The sequence below is a fragment of the Flavobacterium sp. 2755 genome (genome assembly GCF_031455715.1).
GTDB lineage: Bacteria > Bacteroidota > Bacteroidia > Flavobacteriales > Flavobacteriaceae > Flavobacterium.
The window spans coordinates 529,958-552,033 of sequence record NZ_JAVDTG010000002.1 but is presented as its reverse complement, the minus strand read 5'-3'; the positions used below and the strand labels follow the sequence as shown (position 1 = coordinate 552,033).

The 22,076-nt window shown below is 31.2% G+C and carries 16 protein-coding genes; 12 read left to right on the top strand and 4 right to left on the bottom strand.

Features of this window, described 5'->3' with window-relative positions:
- Positions 1-2 precede the first annotated feature (2 nt).
- The 6 genes from J2Y38_RS06160 (at position 3) to J2Y38_RS06135 (ending at position 8,866) form a co-directional block, all read left to right on the top strand.
- Positions 3-2,768 (top strand): TonB-dependent receptor domain-containing protein, encoded by a 2,766-nt coding sequence (locus J2Y38_RS06160; protein ID WP_309840622.1) that lies wholly within the window; start codon positions 3-5, stop codon positions 2,766-2,768.
- A gap of 5 nt (positions 2,769-2,773) precedes the next feature.
- Entirely contained in the window at positions 2,774-3,997 is a 1,224-nt protein-coding gene (locus J2Y38_RS06155; protein WP_309840620.1) for a DUF4249 domain-containing protein, read from the top strand.
- A gap of 20 nt (positions 3,998-4,017) precedes the next feature.
- The gene (locus J2Y38_RS06150) at positions 4,018-5,763 is read left to right on the top strand and encodes a hypothetical protein (protein WP_309840619.1); all 1,746 of its coding nucleotides are present in this window, start codon (positions 4,018-4,020) and stop codon (positions 5,761-5,763) included.
- A 147-nt stretch (positions 5,764-5,910) separates the two neighbouring features.
- A complete protein-coding gene (locus J2Y38_RS06145) occupies positions 5,911-6,462 on the top strand; it encodes a sigma-70 family RNA polymerase sigma factor (protein WP_309840617.1) in 552 nt (183 codons plus the stop codon).
- On the top strand, positions 6,452-7,918 hold the full coding sequence (locus J2Y38_RS06140) for a hypothetical protein (protein ID WP_309840615.1): 1,467 nt from the start codon (positions 6,452-6,454) through the stop codon (positions 7,916-7,918). The genes J2Y38_RS06145 and J2Y38_RS06140 overlap by 11 nt, the downstream gene beginning before the upstream one ends.
- Before the next feature lie 84 nt (positions 7,919-8,002).
- Complete coding sequence (locus J2Y38_RS06135; RefSeq protein WP_007804760.1) at positions 8,003-8,866, top strand: RNA polymerase sigma factor RpoD/SigA; 864 nt, start codon at positions 8,003-8,005, stop codon at positions 8,864-8,866.
- A 193-nt stretch (positions 8,867-9,059) separates the two neighbouring features.
- Here the strand turns inward: J2Y38_RS06135 and J2Y38_RS06130 are convergent, their stop codons facing one another.
- Both J2Y38_RS06130 and J2Y38_RS06125 read right to left on the bottom strand, forming a co-directional pair.
- Complete coding sequence (locus J2Y38_RS06130; protein WP_309840589.1) at positions 9,060-11,210, bottom strand: hypothetical protein; 2,151 nt, start codon at positions 11,208-11,210, stop codon at positions 9,060-9,062.
- A 6-nt stretch (positions 11,211-11,216) separates the two neighbouring features.
- On the bottom strand, positions 11,217-13,139 hold the full coding sequence (locus J2Y38_RS06125) for a transglutaminase domain-containing protein (RefSeq protein WP_309840587.1): 1,923 nt from the start codon (positions 13,137-13,139) through the stop codon (positions 11,217-11,219).
- Positions 13,140-13,389: 250 nt separating this feature from the next.
- Between J2Y38_RS06125 and rpe the strand changes: the two genes are divergently transcribed.
- Positions 13,390-14,052 carry a ribulose-phosphate 3-epimerase gene (rpe, locus tag J2Y38_RS06120; protein WP_309840585.1) on the top strand — a complete coding sequence of 221 codons (663 nt, stop codon included), beginning with the start codon at positions 13,390-13,392 and terminating at the stop codon, positions 14,050-14,052.
- On the opposite strand, the gene J2Y38_RS06115 is transcribed toward rpe, so the two are convergent.
- Together J2Y38_RS06115 and J2Y38_RS06110 are read right to left on the bottom strand one after the other, a co-directional pair.
- Positions 14,029-14,814 carry a DNA/RNA non-specific endonuclease gene (locus tag J2Y38_RS06115; RefSeq protein WP_309840583.1) on the bottom strand — a complete coding sequence of 262 codons (786 nt, stop codon included), beginning with the start codon at positions 14,812-14,814 and terminating at the stop codon, positions 14,029-14,031. The genes rpe and J2Y38_RS06115 overlap by 24 nt on opposite strands.
- A gap of 88 nt (positions 14,815-14,902) precedes the next feature.
- A complete protein-coding gene (locus tag J2Y38_RS06110) occupies positions 14,903-17,086 on the bottom strand; it encodes a carboxy terminal-processing peptidase (protein ID WP_309840581.1) in 2,184 nt (727 codons plus the stop codon).
- Between the two features lie 212 nt (positions 17,087-17,298).
- On the opposite strand from J2Y38_RS06110, the gene surE reads away from it, so the two are divergent.
- The 5 genes from surE to J2Y38_RS06085 are packed head-to-tail and all read left to right on the top strand — an operon-like array spanning position 17,299 to position 22,074.
- Complete coding sequence (gene surE / locus J2Y38_RS06105) at positions 17,299-18,078, top strand: 5'/3'-nucleotidase SurE (protein ID WP_256636767.1); 780 nt, start codon at positions 17,299-17,301, stop codon at positions 18,076-18,078.
- The gene (locus J2Y38_RS06100; RefSeq protein WP_056207642.1) at positions 18,071-18,343 is read left to right on the top strand and encodes a hypothetical protein; all 273 of its coding nucleotides are present in this window, start codon (positions 18,071-18,073) and stop codon (positions 18,341-18,343) included. The genes surE and J2Y38_RS06100 overlap by 8 nt, the downstream gene beginning before the upstream one ends.
- A gap of 35 nt (positions 18,344-18,378) precedes the next feature.
- Positions 18,379-19,494 carry a lipid-A-disaccharide synthase gene (lpxB, locus tag J2Y38_RS06095; protein WP_309840577.1) on the top strand — a complete coding sequence of 372 codons (1,116 nt, stop codon included), beginning with the start codon at positions 18,379-18,381 and terminating at the stop codon, positions 19,492-19,494.
- Positions 19,495-19,505: 11 nt separating this feature from the next.
- Complete coding sequence (locus J2Y38_RS06090; protein WP_309840575.1) at positions 19,506-19,991, top strand: C40 family peptidase; 486 nt, start codon at positions 19,506-19,508, stop codon at positions 19,989-19,991.
- 46 nt (positions 19,992-20,037) lie between these two features.
- Entirely contained in the window at positions 20,038-22,074 is a 2,037-nt protein-coding gene (locus J2Y38_RS06085; RefSeq protein ID WP_309840572.1) for a ComEC/Rec2 family competence protein, read from the top strand.
- The last annotated feature ends 2 nt before the right edge of the window (positions 22,075-22,076 follow it).

Sequence of the window (22,076 nt, the reverse complement as noted above, 5' to 3'; positions counted from 1 at the left end):
AAATGAGAAAAATTATACTTACAATATTTTTATTAGCTTTTTACACAGTATCATTTGGTCAGGAAAAAAGCAAAAAAATATCCATTGAATTTGCTAATAATGATTTAAAAACAGCATTAGTAAAAATTGAAAATACCACCGGTTATAAATTCTATTTCAATGAGGCGTGGTTTACCGAAACTGTTATAATTAACAAAAATTATATCGACATTACTGTTGAAGATTTATTAGACAGTCTTTTTGAAAAAACTACTTTTAATTATTTTATTACAGGCAAAAAAATAATTCTAACAAACAACAGTATCATTCATGGTTCGCTTCCCGATAATTATTTTGGGGCTTCACCCGCATCTCAAACTGGTGCAGTAGCGTCGGCGGCTCCTATATTTCATCAACAATATGATACAATAAAACAGAAAAATGATTTCTCTGGGATAATTTATATTGGAAAAGAGAAAAAAGGAGGAGAATCAAAAACATATACTCTTTCTGGATTCATAAAAAATAAAAAGACAAAAAACACACTCTCTAATGCTACTGTCAGAGTGCGTGATAAAAACATTAGCACAGTTGCTAATGATCAGGGATATTACAAAATTACGGTACCCTTTGGTTTAAATTATATTGACGTAGAATTAGTAAATCACAGAAAAGACACTGAAACTGTCATGGTTTATGATGACGGAAAACTTGACATACAGCTTTATGAAAGTGTTAATGAACTGGATGAAGTAGTCATAAAAAAGAATGCAAACAAAAACGTTAAAGATGCAATTGCAGGAGTATCTACTATTGATGTTGAAAAAATAAAAAATATACCTCTTGTACTTGGTGAAAGAGATATTTTTAGAGTTGCTACAACTTTACCCGGAATTAAAACTACTGGAGAAGGTTCGGCAGGGTTTAATGTTAGAGGAGGAAAAGACGATCAAAATTTAATACTTTTAGATAATGCGGTATTATATAACACATCACATTTCTTAGGTTTTTTCTCTACTGTCAATCCTTATACAACAAGCAAAGTAGATATTTATAAAGGAAGTATCCCTGCGAGATTTGGAGGCAGGCTGTCTTCTGTATTTGATATTACATCAAAAAATGGAAACCCGGAAAAGCTTTCAGGGGAAGCCGGAATTGGAGCTGTAACAAGTAATCTTAGTATTTCTGCTCCAATAATTAAAAATAAAGCCAGTTTATTGGTTGGTGTAAGAACAACTTACTCTGAATGGATATTAAAAAAGCTCAAAGATGAATCTTTAAAAAATAGTGAAGCCGCTTTTTTTGATGGAATTATTAAATACAATCACAAAATAAGCACTAATAATAATATTGAAACAACATTGTATTATAGCAAAGACCGTTTTAGTATTTCTTCTGATTCTGTTTATAAATACAGCAATGCTTTAGTTTCATTAAAATGGAATCATGCCTTTAACAGCAAAAGTAAAGCCGACTTTATATTCACGAATAGTGAATATAAGTTTAATATTGATTATGATAATGGCAGCTTAAATTCTTTTGACTATGGATATAAATTAAATGAATCTCAATTTATTTTTAATGGCAATTATTCTCTTAATTCTAAACATGCTTTTAATTATGGTATTACAAGCAAACTTTACAATGTAGCGCCAGGATATCTTAACCCGAAAGATCCTCAGTCAAAAATAATTCCTGTAAAAATAGAAGATGAAAAAGCTTTAGAATCTGCCGCTTATATATCTGACAATTACACCTTAAACGAAAAAATATTACTTAGTTTCGGCTTACGTTATTCATCTTATTCGGCCCTTGGAGAATCTTCACAAAGAATCTATCAGGACAATGCACCGGTTAATGATAATACAGTTGTAGAAACGAAGCATTTCAAAAAAAATGAGGTAGTTAAAACTTATGGCGGTTTTGAACCAAGAATTGCAATGCGTTATTTGTTTACTGATGATTTCTCAGTAAAAGCCAGTTTCGACCAAACTTATCAATATATTCATTTGCTTACCAGCAATACTACACAATCGCCAACAGACGCATGGAAGTTATCTGATTTAAATATAGCTCCGCAAAAAGCCCAGCAATATTCATTAGGTTTTTATAAAAATCTTGATAACGACGATATAGAGCTGAGCCTTGAAGGATATTACAAAAAATCAAATAACCTTTTGGATTATAAGGTTGGAGCTGAATTGATGTTAAATGAAAATACTGAAACTCAGCTTTTACAAGGTGAAGGAAAAGCTTATGGGGTAGAATTACTGCTTAAAAAAAATGCCGGAAAACTTAATGGTTGGCTGGGATACACTTATTCTCGTACTTTTATAAAACTGGATTCTCAGTTTAGTGATGAAATAGTAAATAACGGAAAATATTTTCCAACAAACTTTGACAAACCACATGAAGTAAGTGCTGTTTTAAATTACAAATTCACAAAAAGATATAGTTTATCCAGTAATTTTGTTTATCAGTCAGGAAGACCTATTACTTTCCCTATTGGATCTTATGTTTACAATGGTTTAGAATATACACTCTACAGCGATAGAAATAAATTTAGAATACCAGATTATTATCGATTAGATCTTGGATTTAACATTGAAGGCAATCATAAAATAAAAAAATTATCACATAGCTTTTGGAATATCTCAATTTACAATGTTTTAGGAAGAAACAATCCATATTCTATCTTCTTTATTACTAAAAATGGCGAAATCAAGGCATATAAAACTTCTATCTTTTCTGTGCCTATTCCGACCATAACTTATAATATTAAATTTTAAAATAAATGGAATTTACAATCCGACATATAGCACCCTTATACAAAAAAATACTTTTAATTCTTTTTTGTATTTCTATAAGCAGCTGTACTGAACAGTACGTATTTCAATCTAACACATTCGAAAGTATACTGGTAGTACAGGCAAATATTACAAATGAGTTAAAAAAGCATGAAATAAAAATCACGAGATCATATCGTCTTGAAGAGAACGGGCCTTCTTTTGAAAAAGGAGCCAATGTTTACGTAACTGACAGCGATAACAACAGTTACGAATTCGAATACGAAGATATATCTGGATTATATGTTTCAAAAAATGATTTTCAGGCTGTTCCGGGAAAATCATACCAGTTAAATATTACAACACAGGACGGAAAATCATATTCGTCTAAAACTGAAACTTTAACTCCTGTTAACGAAATTCAAGTCGAACCAAAGGTTGTAACTGTAGACAACGTTAAGGGAGTGCAGATAATGGTCACAAATTTTGATCCTAGTGGCAAATCACGATTCTACAGATATGAATACGACGAAACATATAAAATAGTATCTCCTGACTGGAAACCTAATAAACTTATGGTAGATCCAAATGGTCCGGGGCCTCATCCTAGTTATCTTATTGTTCCCAGAGAACGCGAGACAAGGGTTTGTTTTACAACAAAAAAATCAGATAATTTAATTTTACTAAGTACAACTGATTCGAGTGAAGACCGCATTAACCTGCCAATACGCTTTATTGATGCTGCAAGCCCAATTTTAAATGAACGTTATAGTATTATAGTTCGTCAATATATCCAAAATTTAGAATCTTATACTTATTATAGTACATTAAAAAAACTTTCTACTTCTACTAGTCTCTTATCACAGGTACAACCCGGATTTAATTATGGTAATCTAAAATCAAATGACGATCCGGATGAGAAAATAGTTGGTTATTTTGAAGTATCCTCTGTTTCATCAAAAAGAATCTTTTTCAATTTTAGGGATTTATTTATAGCCGATCCTTACCCGCCATTTTATACAGACTGTCAACCAGTAGAATTGTCAAATTGCTGGGATGCCAAAGGCTGCGCAGGCGCAACTATATTAGCTTTAGTTAACTCTAAAGTACCAGAAAAAGTATATTATGGTAAGCTAGGTGATAATATGGAAATTATAATATTTGTTCCTTCCGCTTGTGGTGACTGCACTAGTTTTTCTTCTAACATTAAACCTTTATTTTGGATAGATTAAAAAAAATAACGCGCATAATTATGTTAATAGCTGTAAATACAGTTATGGCACAGTATAGTCCATCTAACAAAAATGAAACAATCAGTAAATCAACTTCTGAAAGTATTTTTGTTCATTTAAGCAATACGACGTTAATAACCGGAGAAACACTCCACTGTAAGTTTTATTGTCTAAATCCAGTAAACAACCATTTAAGCAGCATTAGCAAAATTGCCCATGTTGAGCTTATTGATGATGAAAACAAAATTATCTTTATCAATAAAATCTATCTGGATAATGGTACAGGCCAAGGTGATTTTTTTATCCCCACAACAATAAAATCGGGTAATTATAAATTAATCTCTTATACCAATTGGATGCAGAACAAGATCGATTCAAAAATTTCTGAAATCGACCTTGTTATTATAAACCCATATATAAATGGTAAAAATCCTAACAATATCAAAGATTCTAAAACTGCGGCAACCAATACCCCAGTTGCAGAAACTGAAATAAAAGTAGAAAATCCTGCTCAGGACAAAACTTTCTCTTTAGAATTAAATAAAAAAATAACGGAAAAAAGAGAGCAAATTTTACTTAAAGTAAAACCATTAAAGGAAGTTAATAATGAAGGAAGTTTTTCTGTTTCAATAAAAAGAATTGACAATTTACCTTCTCAAAAACAAATGAGTTCCGATGAATTTGTAAAATCTAATTCAAAATATAGAAATCAAATAAATGACAACATTCTATTTTTACCTGAACTTAGGGGCGAAATAATTTCCGGAACAATTACAAATAATAAAGATTCAAAGGAAATCGCCGATAAAAATATTGCGCTTTCAATACCAGGTAAAGATTTTGCATTTAAAATTGTTAAAACTGACCAAAATGGTAAGTTCAATTTTATTTTAGACAAAAATCCTAATAATTCTGGTGCTGTCATTCAGGTTGCAGAAACAAACAGAAATGATTTTAAAATTGAAATTGATAAGAATAACGGATATAATTTATCAGAAATAAAATCAAAAAAGGAACTAAATCTAACTTCTGATTATAAAAATGCTATTGAAGAAAGATCTGTTGCAAATCAAATCGAAAACGCTTACTATTCAATTAAAAAAGACAGTGTACAAAAAAGCAGTCGTAATGAGCCATTCTATCACCCATTAGAAAAAGATTATGTTTTAAGCGATTATACAAAATTTCCATCTTTAAAAGAAACTATTACTGAGGTGGTGAAGGAAGTTTATTATCGTGAAGATAATAATGATTTTACGCTGAATGTAAGAGATATTAATTATGATTTGAAATTCTTTTCGGAACCAGCTTTAGTAATGGTCGACGGTTTATTAATTCAAAACGTTAAAGAACTGATTGATTATAAAATGGACAATGTTTACAAAATCAGTTTGGTGCCTGGAGTATATGTTTATGGGCCAAAAGCTTTTAACGGAATCATAAATTTTACAACAAAAAATAATGATTATATCAGTAAAGAAAATGGGGCTTATATTTTAAAAACCCAAATTGAAAGACCATTAAACCAGACTGTTTATTTCAATCAAGATTACACAGACAGAACTAAATATGACAGGATTCCAGACTATAGATATCAATTACTTTGGGAGCCTGAATTGTCACTAAATGGTTCTGAAAAAACAATTTCCTTTTACACATCTGATGTATCGGGTACTTATGAAATAAACCTTGAAGGATTTACAAAAGATGGAACTCCGGTATCTCTAAAAGAGACTTTTGAAGTAAAAGATTCAAACTTAAATTAAAAAGCGATTTCATTTAATAAAAAGCCCTTGTTTCAAAATTTAGAAACAAGGGTTTATTTTTTTATTTTTTCACGCAACCTTTTAATTGTTTTTATACTCTAGATTAGAATCCAATAGAATCGAAAATTTCAAAATACTAATTTAAAGTTGAATATAGACCAACTCATTAAGGGCTGCATTAAGCAAAACCGAAAAGCTCAGGAAGAATTATATCATAGATATAAAAAAATTCTTTTTGTGTTAAGCCTTAAATATTGCCCTAATGAAACAGAAGCTGAAGATAATCTTCATGACGCTTTTATTGAAATTTTTACTTGTATCAAAAATTACAAAGGCAGCGGAAGTTTTGAGGGCTGGATTAAAAGAATCACAATCAATAAGGCGATTACCAGATATAAACAGTCTTACTCTCTTACCGCTATCAAAGACGACTTTCCTCAAGATGACACTATAAACGAAATTGAAATCGACTTTTCGTTAGATATGATTTTATCATTTGTTCAGGAACTTCCTCATCAATACCGATTGGTTTTCAATTTATATGAATTGGATGATTATTCGCATCATGAAATAGCATCAATGTTGTCCATATCCGAAAGTACATCAAAATCAAATTTGCACAGAGCAAAACAAATCTTGAAAGAGAAAATTAAATCAAAAAATACATTTTATTATTCAAAGCACCAAAATGGAAAATAAAACTGAAATAGGTAAAGCGATCAAAAGCAAACTAGATGCTTTGGACAAAAATCCAAGTGATTTTGTATGGTCAAAAATAGAAAAAGATCTTGACGACAGGAGACATAAAAGAGTTTTATTCTGGTCTGTTGCAGGCATTTTCGTTGCAGCATTTTTTTCTACAATATTCTATTTGACTTTTGATTTTCAGGAAAAACTGCCCAAACAAGAAAATTTATCCAATAAAGAAATTTCTACTGTAAAATCAGGCCCAAAACAAATTGCAGAGCCAAAACTACAAAAGAAAGGAACAGACGAAATTACGACCATTTCTAAAAGCAAAAGTGTTAAACTTATTAAGCAGTCTACAAAGCTTGTTAGTTCAACAACTGAATATGAAGAATATGAAGTGGTAAAAAAATACAAAGTGGTTCTTAAAAGAGAAAAAATCACTTCCAGCCCAATTAAAACAAAAGCTACTAAATCTATTCGTCCAGCTGTTAAAAAACAGCCTATTGCAGCAATTAAAAAAGATAAAACGGTAAAGGGCCACTTAAAAAAAGCTGCAAAACCACATGTTTTACATGACAATAAAAAAAGTCATAAAAAATCAAATCCGGGCAAAACTTCTAAAAATACAGTTACAGTAAAAGATACTCTTAACTCTAACGATATTGAAAAAACTCCCGAACGTGTTATTGAAATAAAAACAGAAACTAAAATTGATACCGTCATAAAAAAAGACAGCATTAGTTTGAAGAAAAAAACAACTCCAAAAAGGGAATATAAAGAAAGAGAGCATCAAACACAAACTAACGAAACAGAACCAGACATTACCATTTCTGCTTTCTATGGCCCTGCTATTTTTGGATCTTTAAACAGCAATTCAATGATAAGCCCGGCAATGAACGATTTATCCTTAAATCATCCTATTACGTCTCATTATGGTATTTATGTCAAAACAATGTACAACAAAGTTGGTTTTAGAGCTGGTTTTTCAAAAATAAACTTAAAAACATCAACTCGATTAGATGAAAATTTAATTCCCGATTATAAAAACATTGAACTAAAATCTTCAATAAATATAAAAGAAACCTTCGCTAATTCTAATGAAGTTGATTTGATACAAAAACTATCTTATTATGAACTTCCAATTGAGTTTGTTTATGCAGTAAAAAAAGATGACACTAAGATTGGAGCAGATATTTTTACCGGATTCAGTTTTCTGGTTTTAGATAAAAATCAGCTGTACTTAAAATCAGAAAACGTTTCGCAACAGGATATTGGCAAAGCCAAAAACATTTCTGGAATTAATATTTCCTATAATTTAGGAATTGGAATAAGTTATAAACTAACCGAAAAATGGGGATTAGATCTAAATCCATTATTTAAATATTACTTAAGTACTTTTAACGAAAATAAAGAGTCTAAACCCTATAGTTTATCGCTTCAAACCGGCCTTTCTTATAAATTTTAAAAATATTTTTTAAATAGTTGTAACTTTTTTGATACTTCATACGTATAACCACTTGTACACTTAAAAATTGAGGAGACAAATAACATGAGACAACTTAAAATCACCAAGCAGGTAACCAATCGTGAAACTGCATCGTTAGATAAATATCTACAAGAAATCGGAAAAGTTGACCTAATTACCGCTGATGAAGAGGTAGAATTAGCACAAAGAATAAAGGCTGGTGATCAAAGAGCTTTAGAAAAATTAACAAAAGCCAACCTACGTTTCGTTGTATCGGTTGCTAAACAATATCAAAATCAAGGATTAACTCTTCCTGATTTAATTAATGAAGGAAACTTAGGTCTTATTAAAGCTGCACAGCGTTTTGATGAAACTCGTGGTTTCAAATTCATTTCTTATGCCGTATGGTGGATTCGTCAATCTATCCTTCAGGCTCTTGCAGAACAATCACGTATTGTTCGTTTACCATTAAACAAAATTGGTTCTATCAATAAAATCAACAAAATGTATGCATTATTAGAGCAGTCTAATGAGCGTCCGCCTTCTGCTGAAGAAATTGCAAAAGAACTTGACATGACCGTAAATGACGTAAAAGAGTCTATGAAAAACTCTGGTCGTCACTTATCAATGGATGCACCTCTTGTTGAAGGTGAAGATTCTAACCTTTATGACGTTTTACGTTCTGGAGAATCTCCAAACCCAGACAGAGAATTAATTCACGAATCATTACGTACTGAAATTGAGCGTTCGTTAGAAACATTGACTCCAAGAGAGGCAGATGTTGTACGTTTGTATTTTGGTCTTGGCGATCAGCACCCAATGACTTTAGAAGAAATTGGAGAAACTTTCGACTTAACTCGTGAGCGTGTTCGTCAGATTAAAGAAAAAGCAATCCGTAGATTAAAACACACTTCAAGAAGTAAAATCCTTAAAACTTATTTAGGATAAATAATATTTGTTTCAGGTTTAAAGTTTCAGGTTACTTTTACGTAACTTGAAACATAAAACTTGAAACCTTTGTAACGCAAACAACAGTTTGATTGACTGTTCGTTTTTTGATTGATGATTGAAACTCCGGCTGATTACCGGAGTTTTTTATTTACAACATCAAATACTTTTAAGACTCTAAAAGTTAATTCTATTATTTTTTAAGCAAGACTTTTTCCTGAGTAAATTGGTAAGCCGCTTCTAAAAAGTCTACTATTTTGTTCCAATTTGCATTAGGCTCGTAGTAATTATTATATTTCTTTACTGTTTTAATTATTAGTTTATTGCCTTTTAAAACAGCTGTACTACTAAATTCTCCAGTTGAATTTTGAACATTTTTATTTAATTTTTCAATCCCTGAAATTTTATATCCTGCAGGAATTTCAAATATAATTTCATTTTCAAAAGCCCTCGGAAATGGCATATACACATTGTTTTTTCGGTCAGCTTCTTTTTTATCAATTTCAAGCTGGTTGGTCAGCATTTTTCCAATTTCAACAATATAATTTTCGCCTGCTTTTTTGATAAAATTATTCTTTATGACAAATTCTTCCTCATATGAAACTGGAGAATTATCGCCATATCTTCCGGTATTTGTAATTTTAATTGTTGGATTTTCAATCTCAAAATCAAATTCTCCCGAAAGCGATTTTTTCTCGTTTTCTTTTTGAATATCTCTTAGTTTGTTTTTCAAAGCATCAAACTCTTTGTTGTATTGTTCACGCTTACCTTTACTCCCTACTTTATCTATAACTCTTTCCGTTCCATATTTTTGATAATCTTCGTCTACATAATCATAAAACTTCAATTTATCCTTTTGTTCGTCGCTTTTAAAATGTCCATAAAACTCTGAAGCCCTTTTAACATTCAAACTAGACAAATCAGCATCCATAGAAACATTCGTAACTACTTTTGTAACATTATCTTTAACTGTAGTCGACGGCAAATCTACTTCCTTTACATTGGCAATCGTCCTGTTGCTTACAAAATCCATTATATAACCTTTTGTGTTTTCCAGGTTATAATCAATTGTTCCAGGCGTGGTAAAAGGGTTGCAATATTCAAGATATAACGGAGTTGGTGTATTGATTCGTAATAACGGAGTCAGGTTTTTTTTAATCAGCAATTCATCCAGAGAACCATTATTTCGGGCTGTCGCCAATACAATATTATAATCGATTTTAAACTCTTTCATATAAGCCATAAAATAGTATATAAAAGACCATTCGTTTGAAAAGAAATCAGGGTTCTTGTACATCGCATACGAATTAAAAATATCAGCTTCTTTAATTACTGCCGATTCAATATATTGTGTGTAATACTGATGTCTGGCAAATAAGTAAACTGCTTTTATTTTTTCTTCCTCACTTTCAAAAGTTTTTCCTTTTAAAAACTTTAGTGTTTCTCCTAAATCAAAAACTGCACGGAATTCCTTTTCATAATTGTCAAAAATATCATCCTTATTGACTGTTTTTTTAAAAGCCTCATTCTGTTTAGGTAAAAATATTTGGGAATAATACGGTTTAGCATCCCCCGATTTTTTTGCAAAAAAGACCTGAAATTTATAACAAGGCAGTTCGACTAACGGATAAAACCATCTTGGAAACTCCTCTTTTTCAATATCATGAGCCGTTAATTCATATGCTTTTGTATGTTTTTTTCCAGAAGCAACTTCTTTTAACTCAGGCGCACCGTGATAAGTATTAAAAGCAACATAAAAATCTTCTTCAACTAAAAATTTCATTTTCCTGCTCATAATAGGATATACGTCTCCTAATGTATTTTCAACAGGGTCAAAATTCTGAATTTGACTGGCAAATGGTTCATAAGAATAGTAATAATAATCTATAATATCTCCTATTTCAAGGCCATTTATAGCTATTTTTTTCTGGTCGTCAACCGCCTTTGCATCTTTATCTACATCAACCTCTATTTCTTTTCCGTCTGGCTTAACAATTTTAACCCCTAAAAATGTTGTTCCTTGTTTATAGCTGTATCCTCTTGATGAATAGAACTTGTTTTTAAACGAGAATTCCGAAAATTCTTTAACAGAGTTCTCATCCTGAAGTTTTATTCTTTGTCTGTAAGCACTGGTAAGCACTACTTTTACACCAGAATTATGATAGTCGTAATGTTCGTATTTATAAATAATAACTGCCGATTCATTTTTCCATTTATCCGGTGTTTTGGTCACCGTTTTAAAAGTATCTGATTTTCCCCAAAAGAAATCTTTTACTTCGGTTTTATCCTGTGAATAAGAAGAGAAACAAATTGTAATAAAGAAAATGAGTAATGTTTTATTCATACTGTTTTATGATTTTGTAAAAATTATTTGTTGGTTATAAATTGTTTTAAGGTTTTTATTAAAGTCATTCCATTTTGCCATATCAGCTGTTTTAACCACGGCATTTTTAAACACAAATTGCTTTTTGTAAACAATCTCTTTACCAACTTGTTTAAACGAAATCAGAATACTGAAATCTTCTTCATTTACATTTAGATTTTCGGGTAATTTACTCAGTTTATATCCATCAGGAATTGCCAAAACTACATTCGATTCATAATCTGTTTTATAATTTAGTTCGTAATTTGTTTTTCTGTCTTTAAACTCAAAATTTTTATACTCATCCATGTAGGCTAAGTCTATAAAAATATCATTATCAAATTTTGAAACTTTATTTTGAACGTTTAAATCATAATTCAAAGAAAGTTTCAAATCTCTGTTTTTTAAATCTGAGGTTTTAATGTTGCTGGCCGTAATATTCTTATCATTTCCAGAAAGGTATTTTTCTAAAGTTTCTCCTTTTTTATTATTTTCAAAAGAATTAAAAATATTTAAAAATTCCGTTTTGCTTTCACCTGAATAGGTTTTTGAGCAGCTTCCGCTCAATTTATCATTGTCAACAATTAATTTGGCATTGTAAATTTCTTTATTTACTTCACTTCCCGAAGCCGGAACTTTTTTAATGATGAATTTATCTCCATCTTCAATCATTACTTCCTTATTTTGAATTCTTTCTGCATCTTCTCCAAAAGAATTATACTTCTCTGTACCGTCAATAAAATAGGTTTTGCCTTTATAAAACAACGTGCAGATCATGTGATTGTTAATCGCTAAAGAAGGTGTTGTATAATCGTACGAAATATGTTTAGTTCCAATCCAGGTAAGTCTGGCATCAAATCCTGCCAATTTCAGCATTTGTTTACTAAGGTTTGCCATTCCTTTACAATCCCCATATCTTTTTTCAAAAACGTTTTGCGCTTCATCTGGTTTAAAACCGGCAATTCCGTCTTCAAATGCTATATATCTAATATTATCCTGAACCCAGTAATAAATATTTTTGATTTTTTCTTCATCCGTTTTTGCCGAAGATGTCAATTCTTTTACTTTACCGGCAAGCAGGCTTGTATCATCTTTCATTGAATCTATCAAGGCTTTATTCCATTTATATAGATCTGCTGTCGAACTAAAAAGCGCAGTTTCCTTATCTTTATGTTTAAATGATTTGGCTATAACCAGGACATGCGGATAAATATAACTTCTTCCCGGTGCTTTTTTCTCTTTATAAAGAGCATCAACATTTTCCATTACATAGGTATAAATTGTAGTCCCATTTCTATCATCGCGTGTTTTAGTTTTAGAAACAGTATTTCCCTCAAAATTAAATTCTTTCAATTCTAAATTTAACCAGTCCGGAACCGTAACGGTAATCTCTTTTTTAATAACCGGAAACTCATCATTAAAATACAAAGACGTAAAATACTTAATATCATTATACTTTTTTTCAAGCTCATAAATATAAGTATACCCCTGAACAGGAAAATCTACGTCCATATACTTTACACGGGCATCATTGTAAAATAAATCTTTGTCTTTGTAAAACTGATCTTTTACCTCAAAACCGGTATTTTTTTGATTTCTATATTTCAGAATAAAACTTTCAATCGAAGATTCGCTGTCATAAAACTCATATTTATTAATATCAGCTCTATGATTAATGTTCATTAAAACTTCCCTCACAGAATTTTTAACCACAACTTTAGCATCGCTTTTGTTAAGTTCAAACGTAATGTTTTCTTTGCTTTCTAAAACGGCGACGTCATCTTTAGAATATTTTTCTCTAAGTGATTTTGCTAGTTGAATATCTTCTGCTGTAGGGTCTAATGCCTTTTGGCTAAAGAGCATATTTGCAGATAAAAAAAAGGTAATAATTGAAAGTAGAGTTATTTTCATCAAGTAGGATTATTTGCCGCAATTTACAAAAAAACCCATACGAATTATTTATTTCCTTTTTTAGATTTACTATATTTCTTTCTTATTATTTTAATTAAAATAATGACAAAATCTTACGATATTAAAAATAAATTTAGCAAAATATAAACATCTTAAACCTATAAGAACTTTCCATAAAACCTTGCTCTTGACAGCTATCGGGATTACGGTTAAAAAATTTTATCTTTGTAAAAAAACACACCACTACACAATGAAAAATACTCTTATTGCTCCTTCAGTTCTTGCTGCCGATTTTGCGAACCTGCAGCGTGATATCGAAATGATTAACATCAGCGAAGCCGATTGGTTTCATATTGATATTATGGATGGAGTTTTTGTTCCGAATATTTCTTTTGGGATGCCTGTTTTAGAAGCGATTTCTAAACATGCTAAAAAATATATTGATGTACATTTAATGATTATTGATCCGGATCGTTATATTAAAACCTTCGCTGATTTAGGCGCTAATGGTTTAACGGTACATTACGAAGCTTGTACACATTTACACAGAACATTACAAGCTATTAAAGCCGAAGGAATGAAAGCTGGAGTTGCTATTAATCCGCATACTAATATTGACTTGTTAGAAGATGTTATTAATGATATTGATTTAGTTTGTATCATGAGTGTGAATCCGGGTTTTGGTGGACAGTCGTTTATTGAAAACACTTATGATAAAGTAAAAAAACTAAAAGCTTTAATTACACGCAAAAATGCATCAACGCTTATCGAAATTGACGGCGGTGTAACCAACAAAAATGCAAAACAATTAGTAGAAGCCGGAGCTGATGTTTTAGTTGCCGGAAGCTTTGTTTTTAAAGCCGAAAATCCAACCGAAACAATTGCAGATTTAAAAGTCCTTACTGCTTTTTAAGTTTTTTAAATTCGGGAAGAAATCAATTCCGGTCATTTTTTCTAAAGTTTCAATAGGAACAACGAAATCATAAATTGGCTTATCGCTGTCTTCATTCGGAACCAAAAAAGCGATGGCTTTATGTTCCTTTCCTGATTTAGCTAAAACAATTTTATAAAAATATTTAGGAACAGAAACTTTCTCTGTTCCTATTTTTTTATCTGAATCTTTCAGGATTCCACCGGTAACTACATAAATATCATTGTATTTTCCAGCCCAATAACGTGTTTTCTGCTCAATTCTGTTCCAGATTCCGCTATTAAAATCATGTTTTTGAGGCGAAATATTCGAAGTATAAAAAGTATCATTATAAGCGTCTTCGCTAAATTCCATATCTCCGGCAGGGCAAAGATGGCCTTTATCATAACCAGATTTTTTATAATTTCTCCAGTCTGCAGAACCTGTTGTTACTTTTGGATCTTCTATAAAATAGGGACGTTTGTAATTTCCATTTTTCAGGTATTCTTTCTTCAATTCATACGCCACCCATTCGGCCTGCTCAAACTTTTCATTGTATGAAAGCGTATAATATTTATGCGTTACAATTTGATTTGTGGTCGAAGTTGGCTGATAAGCAATCGAATATAAAGAACCCGTATTACTTTGATCAGAAACAAATGAATTTTCTGCTTTTGCTATTTCTGTTTCAACAACAGTTTCATTTTCCTTTTTACAGGAAAGCAATGCTAAACCAATCAATCCGCAAACTAAAATACTTTTCATAAATATTATTTTATTTTTAAAACTAAAAAACGCTTCATAAATTACTTTAAGAAGCGTTTTTTAATAACAAATTAAACATTTAAAATCTTTAAGATTTTACCAATTTATCTTTTTTCATTTTAGGAGAAACACCAGCTTTTACTAAAGATTTAGATTGTAAATCATCTAAAACATTTAATGCTTCTTCAACATAAACGTCTTTAGATAATGCCTGGTGCCAAGCTTCTCTTTTTTCTTTTAATGTAGCATCATTATTCATTTCAACCTCTTCATAAGGCAATGATCTAAACACTAAACTGTTTTTATAATCAGAAATTGGTTTGTATTTTTTTCCTTCATTTTCAACTTGCTCCTGAGTTTGTTTAAAACTGTTAATGTTCAAGCTGTATATGTTTTCTTTATTCTTAATATCGATCCATTTTGCATTATCTTCAATTAATTTAAATTGAGGATTTTGTAAAATTCTGTTTTTACTTTTCTCGATTGCTTTTGTAAAGTTTTCGTTAGAAGTCCAAGTGCTGTAATCTGCCGGGTCAATTTTATCCCATGGCATTGCATTGTCAATATCGCGTTCTCCCATTTTTAAGTAAGCATAACGATCTGGCATAACCACGTCACTATGAACACCTTCTAGCTGAGTTGAACCTCCGTTAATTCTATAGAATTTTTGACCAGTAATTTTTAAAGCTCCTAAATCTCCATAATTTGCATTACGAACAAATTGGTTCAAATCCAATACATTTTGTACTGTTCCTTTACCGTAAGTTTGTTTACTTCCAATGATAACACCACGTTTGTAATCCTGAATTGCAGCTGCTAAAATTTCAGAAGCCGAAGCAGAGAAACTGTTCACCATAATTACTAATGGTCCGTCCCACTCTATTTTTTTATCTTTATCGTATAAAACTTCTTTCTTTTTACCAGCAGATTTTACCTGAACAATTGGTCCTTCTTCAATAAATAAACCTGCGATATCAACCACTGTAGAAAGAGATCCTCCACCGTCATCACGAACGTCAAGAACAATACCGTTTATGTTTTCTTTTTTCAGTCTTTCTACCTCAAGAGCAATATCTTTTCCGGCATCGCGACCGTCTTTGTTTTCAAAATCGATATAAAATTTAGGCAGATAAATAACACCGTATTTCAATCCGTTTTTCTCAACAATACTTGATTTTGCGTACGTTTCTTCGATTTCAACAACATCTCTGATAATTGAAATTACTTTAATACTTCCGTCCACTTTTTTAACGGTAAGTTTAACTTCAGTTCCTTTATGACCTTTGATTTTTTTCACAACATCATCAAGACGCATTCCAACCACATCAACAGGTTCTTCGTTTCCTTGAGCAACTTTCAGGATTAAATCTCCAGCCTCAAGTTGTTTTCCTTTCCATGCTGGTCCGCCAGAAATTAATTCATCAATTTGAGTGAAATCATTTTTCTTTGTTAATCTTGCTCCGATTCCTTCTAATTTTCCGCTGATATTTACATCAAAACGATCTTTTTCTTCTGGAGCAAAATAACTTGTATGAGGGTCAAAACGAGCCATGATTGAATTCAAATACACTGAAAACCAGTAATCTTTATTCAAATCTTTAATTACGCTAAAATTATCATCTAAAGATTTTAATGAACTTTCGCGTGTGTCTTTTTCTAAAGCATCAAAAGATTTTTCCTGATAAGAAGGATCTTTTTTCTTTTTCTCTTCTTCAATTTTTTGCTTTGTTACAAGCGATGAAAGTGTAGATAATTTAATTTGTTTTCTCCATCTTTCATTGATTTCCGTTAAGTTTTTTGCATACGGAAGTTTCTCATAATCTGCATTAAAAGTCTCATCTGTTGTGTAGTTAAATGGCTGAGCTAAAATTGTTTTGTAACGTTTTTTGCTTTCTTCCATTCTCTTCATCAGCCTTGTATAAGTCAAGTTGAAAAATGTCAAATCTTTATTCAAAAACTGATCGTCCAGCATTAACTCATATTGTTTAAATTCATCAATATCAGACTGCAGGAAAAATCGCTTCGAAGGGTCTAATGCTTCGATATAATCTTTAAAAATACCTTTCGAAAATTCGTCATTTATTTCAGCTGGACTATAGTGTCCTTTTTCAATAACAAAAGCCAGTAATTCTAATAATGTCTTGTCTTTATTTGGGTCCGGATCATCATTCTTGTCAGCATTTATTTTAAAAGCAAACAGGGTTAAAGACAAGCATAATACGGCTATAAGTATTTTATAATTTCTTTTCATAAACTTAATAATAGCATTCATCAAATTTTTTAATCTAAGTTACGGTAAAAACTATGCCAACATGCCAAGATCAGTATAATTTTTTGTTAAAGATATAAAAATGTTTGATGCTTAAAAGTCTTCTGGAATTTAGTTTACAATTTTTATTTATTTGTTAGTATTCTACCAAAATCTGTTACTACATTTGCCCTAACAAGCTTTTATTTTGATAAATCAAAAATGGAAAATGCAGCATGAAAGACGAAAAACCTTTAATATTAGTTACGAATGATGACGGAATTCTGGCTCCTGGAATCAGAGCTTTAATAAGTGTTATGGAAACTATTGGCGATGTAATTGTGGTTGCCCCAGACAAGCCTCAAAGTGCTATGGGACACGCCATTACGATAAACAATACTTTATTTCTGGATAAAATTTCTAAAGATGGCGATTCCATTACAGAATACAGCTGTTCCGGAACACCTGTAGACTGTGTAAAACTGGCAGTTAATGAAATTTTAAAACGAAAACCGGACTTGTGTGTTTCGGGAATTAATCACGGATCAAATTCTTCTATAAATGTGATTTATTCGGGAACAATGAGCGCCGCTGTCGAAGCCGGAATTGAAGGAATTCAGGCGATTGGTTTTTCTCTTTTGGATTTTGACTGGAATGCCGATTTTGAACCCGCTAAAGCATTCGTAAAAAAAATAGCTTTAGAGACCTTAAAAAATAAACTTCCGGCCGGAGTGGTTTTAAATGTAAATTTTCCGAAATTGAGCGAAAAAGAAATCAAAGGAATAAAAATCTGTCGTCAGGCGAAAGCTTATTACGCCCAGAAATTTGACAAAAGACAAACGCCTTACGGTAAAGATTATTACTGGTTAACAGGCAAATTTACCAATGAAGACAATGGCGAAGATACTGACGAATGGGCGCTTGAAAACGGATATATTTCGGTAGTTCCTGTTCAATTCGATCTAACGGCACATCATACAATGCAGCAACTTAATACTTGGAAATTAAATGGATAAAAAAGAACTCGTAATCGGATTTATTGTTGGAATTTTTACTTCGCTTCTTGGAAGTTATTTGTTTATCAAATTTTTTACAAAATTCGATCTTCCAGCCGGAATTCAAACTATTAGAGAAATGGGATATTTAGGAAAAGTAATTACAATTGGCGCTGTTTTAGATCTTCCTGTTTTTTTAATTCTCCTAAAAAGAAATAAGGAAATGATGGCGCGCGGCGTGATTTTAGCCGTGATTGTTTTAGCAATTTCGACCATAATTATTTAAATCCTATCTTTGTGCTGCAATAAAAATTCGTTGATATGAAATATTACATAATAGCTGGCGAAGCTTCTGGAGATTTACATGGTTCTAATTTAATGAAAGCATTATATGAGGAAGATCCTCAGGCTGACATCAGATTTTGGGGCGGTGATTTAATGCAAAAAGCCGGCGGAACATTGGTAAAACATTATCGCGAATTGGCTTTTATGGGATTTGTTGAAGTAATTTTTAACTTAAAAACTATTTTAAATAACATCAAATTCTGCAAAAAAGATATCTCTGAATTCAAACCCGATGTTGTAATTTTTATTGATTATCCGGGCTTTAATATGCGTATTGCAAAATGGGCTAAAGAACTGAATTACAAAACACATTATTATATTTCTCCGCAAATTTGGGCTTGGAAAGAAAACAGAATCAACGCTATTAAACAAGACGTTGACAGAATGTTTGTGATTTTACCTTTTGAAAAAAGTTTTTACGAAGATAAACATCATTTTCCGGTAGATTTTGTTGGGCATCCTTTAATTGATGCTATTCAAAATCAGCCTGCTTTTAATGAAACTGCTTTTAGAGAAGAATATAAATTGGGAGAAAAACCAATTATTGCTGTTTTACCAGGAAGCCGTAAACAGGAAATTACCAAAATGCTGAGTGTTATGCTGAGTGTTGTTGATGATTTTCAGGATTATGAATTTGTTATTGCCGGTGCGCCAAGTCAGGATTATGAATTCTATCAGCAATTTATTAAAAATAAAAACATTGCCTTTGTTTCGAATAAAACGTATGATTTATTGCGTTCTTCAACTGCAGCCTTGGTTACATCCGGAACAGCAACTTTAGAAACGGCTCTTTTTAAAGTTCCCGAAGTAGTTTGTTATAAAGGAAGTGCAATCTCGTATCAAATTGCAAAACGAATTATTACTTTGAAATATATTTCGCTTGTCAATTTAATTATGGATCAGGAAGTTGTAACTGAATTGATTCAAAGTGAATGTAATACAAAACGAATCAAAGAAGAATTGAATAAATTATTGGAACCTTCTCACCGCGAAAAACTGCTGAAAAATTATGATATTTTAGAGCAAAAACTAGGCGGCGTTGGCGCAAGCAAAAAAACAGCCAAACTTATTGTTGCCGATTTAAAATCTTAAACATTTTTGTTTTGAAAAAAATACTCGTTTTCTTTCTTTTATCAATCGTGTTGGTTTCTTGTAAATCGACTTCGACTGCTGTGAGCAAAAACGAACCGAAAAAAGAAAATAGATCTGTTGTAAAAAATTTAATTGAAACTGCGACAGATAATATTGGCGTTAAATATAAAGCGGGCGGAACTACAAAAAGTGGTTTTGACTGTTCTGGTTTGGTTTACACCACTTTCGAATCTGAAAATATAAAACTGCCAAGAAGTTCTTTTGAACAGGCAAAAATTGGAAAAATAATTCCGCTTAATGATGCAAAAAAAGGCGATTTGATTTTCTTTAAAACGAATAAAAGCAAGCAAATCAATCATGTTGGTCTTATTACAGAAGTAAATTCAGATGAAATTAAATTTATACATTCTTCTACTTCAAAAGGTGTAATCATTTCATCTACAAAAGAAGCTTATTATAAAAATTCATTCGAACAAATAAATCGTGTGATTGAATAAATAAAAATATATTTATTTTCTTACAAATTTTTAATACTTTTAAGCCATGAAAGTATTAGATTTTCCTTTAGCTAAAATTACAATTAGCTTCCTTTTTGGCATTTTGGTATCTTATTATTGCCTGCCTTCCATTCAAGTTTCATTTATTTCTCTTGGAATTTGTTCTGCTTTATTTTGCATTAGTTTTTTTCTTTCGAAGAAAAACAAAAAGACAAATCAATTCTACGGAATAAGCAGTGCTCTTATTTCTTTTTGCACAGGAATCTGCGTTTTGCTTATCCATACTGATACTTTTGATAAATCGAATTACACACATTCCAAAACAGCTTTTGAAGAACCTCAATTTATAACTTTTACATTACGCGAAAAACTAAAAAGCAATGATTATAATGATCGCTACATTGGCCTTATAAATACGATTGAAAATAAAACTTATTCAGGAAAAATTATTGTCAATATTCAAAAAGACAGTACTCAAAATCCGTTGATAATTGGAAATATAATTAAAGTAAAAACTACTTTACAAAGAACATCTTCGAGTAAAAATCCAAATCAATTTGATTATGCTAAATACTTAGCCGACAAACAGATTTACGCACAGGTTTATTGCAAAAAATCAGAAATCAAAATCAGCCAAACCATCAAAAAAGATATTTGGTTTTACTCCGGCCGACTTCACGCCACTATTTTAAAAAATTTGGAAAGTGCTCATTTTAGCAAAGACGAAATGAATGTGGCGCTGGCTCTTATTTTGGGACAACAGCAGGAAATTTCAGCTGATATTATAAAAGATTATCAATATTCCGGAGCAACGCATGTTCTTTCGGTTTCAGGGCTGCATGTTGGCTTTATAATGCTTTTTATCATGTTTGTTCTAAAACCAATTCCCAATACCCGAAAAGGTTCTGCCATTAAATTATTTTCTATTTTAATTTCGCTGGCTGGCTTTGCGGTTATATCTGGTTTATCTCCTTCTGTTTTACGTTCGGTTGTAATGTTTTCTTTTGTAGCCATTGGGAATCATCTTCGCAGAAGCGGAAATATTTATCATACGCTATTAGTTTCTATTTTATTGATATTACTTTTCGAACCTTATTTCTTATTTGATGTTGGTTTTCAGTTAAGTTATTTAGCGTTGTTTTTTATTGTTTGGCTTCAGCCGATATTAAAGAAAATCTGGTCGCCAAAAAACAAAATCGCAATTTATATCTGGGATTCTTTAACGGTTTCATTTGCTGCACAAATTGGAACTTTACCTTTATGCCTTTATTATTTTCATCAATTTCCGGGATTATTTTTTGTTACCAATATTATAATTCTTCCCGTTTTATCTTTCATCATGATTGCCGGAATAATCGTTATGATTTTTGCAATCTTTAAAAGTCCACCCGAAATTTTGGTTTACATTTTCGAAAAAAGCATTTTCATTTTAAACCAAATGATTCATTATGTAGCATCATTTGAATCTTTTGTTATTCAGGATATCAGTTTTAATTTTTATTATTTGGTTACACTTTACTTCGTAATAATCAGTGCAATAATCTGCTCAAAGAAAACTAGTTACAGCAAACTTATTGTTGTATTTGTATCAGTAATTCTGTTACAGCTTTCTTTCATTTATACTAAAAAAGAAACCGCAGATCAAAAAGAGTTAATTGTTTATAATGTAAAGAAGAATACCTTAATCTCAAAAAGATTCGGCAATAATATTATACTTTTTACAAGTGATACAACCAGAAACAAAAGCTCAAAAAATAATGCTTTCAATTCTTATTTAGTTGGCAATTTTAGTGTTTTAAATAAATCACAGCAAATCGGGAATGTCTTGTTTTTTAATGGGAAGAAAATCTCCATAATTGACAGCACCGGAGTTTATGAAAATAAAAGCCAGCCTGATATTGTGATTTTAACGCAATCTCCTAAAATAAATATGGAAAGAGTTTTAACCGAATTACATCCCAAAATTATTATTGCAGATGGAACAAATGCGTATGCAATTCAAAAAATATGGAAATCAAGTTGCGAGAAAAAAAATATCCCTTTTCATGCCACTGCCGAAAAGGGATTTTATAGATTAAACTGATC

What these genes read in the sequence shown, in the direction of transcription:
- J2Y38_RS06160 (WP_309840622.1), top strand. Translation starts at nt 3, where the DNA reads ATGAGAAAAATTATACTTACAATATTTTTATTAGCTTTTTACACAGTA.
- J2Y38_RS06155 (WP_309840620.1), top strand. Translation starts at nt 2,774, where the DNA reads ATGGAATTTACAATCCGACATATAGCACCCTTATACAAAAAAATACTT.
- J2Y38_RS06150 (WP_309840619.1), top strand. Translation starts at nt 4,018, where the DNA reads ATGTTAATAGCTGTAAATACAGTTATGGCACAGTATAGTCCATCTAAC.
- J2Y38_RS06140 (WP_309840615.1), top strand. Translation starts at nt 6,452, where the DNA reads ATGGAAAATAAAACTGAAATAGGTAAAGCGATCAAAAGCAAACTAGAT.
- J2Y38_RS06135 (WP_007804760.1), top strand. Translation starts at nt 8,003, where the DNA reads ATGAGACAACTTAAAATCACCAAGCAGGTAACCAATCGTGAAACTGCA.
- J2Y38_RS06130 (WP_309840589.1), bottom strand. Translation starts at nt 11,210, where the DNA reads ATGAATAAAACATTACTCATTTTCTTTATTACAATTTGTTTCTCTTCT.
- J2Y38_RS06125 (WP_309840587.1), bottom strand. Translation starts at nt 13,139, where the DNA reads ATGAAAATAACTCTACTTTCAATTATTACCTTTTTTTTATCTGCAAAT.
- rpe (WP_309840585.1), top strand. Translation starts at nt 13,390, where the DNA reads ATGAAAAATACTCTTATTGCTCCTTCAGTTCTTGCTGCCGATTTTGCG.
- J2Y38_RS06115 (WP_309840583.1), bottom strand. Translation starts at nt 14,814, where the DNA reads ATGAAAAGTATTTTAGTTTGCGGATTGATTGGTTTAGCATTGCTTTCC.
- J2Y38_RS06110 (WP_309840581.1), bottom strand. Translation starts at nt 17,086, where the DNA reads ATGAATGCTATTATTAAGTTTATGAAAAGAAATTATAAAATACTTATA.
- surE (WP_256636767.1), top strand. Translation starts at nt 17,299, where the DNA reads ATGAAAGACGAAAAACCTTTAATATTAGTTACGAATGATGACGGAATT.
- J2Y38_RS06100 (WP_056207642.1), top strand. Translation starts at nt 18,071, where the DNA reads ATGGATAAAAAAGAACTCGTAATCGGATTTATTGTTGGAATTTTTACT.
- lpxB (WP_309840577.1), top strand. Translation starts at nt 18,379, where the DNA reads ATGAAATATTACATAATAGCTGGCGAAGCTTCTGGAGATTTACATGGT.
- J2Y38_RS06085 (WP_309840572.1), top strand. Translation starts at nt 20,038, where the DNA reads ATGAAAGTATTAGATTTTCCTTTAGCTAAAATTACAATTAGCTTCCTT.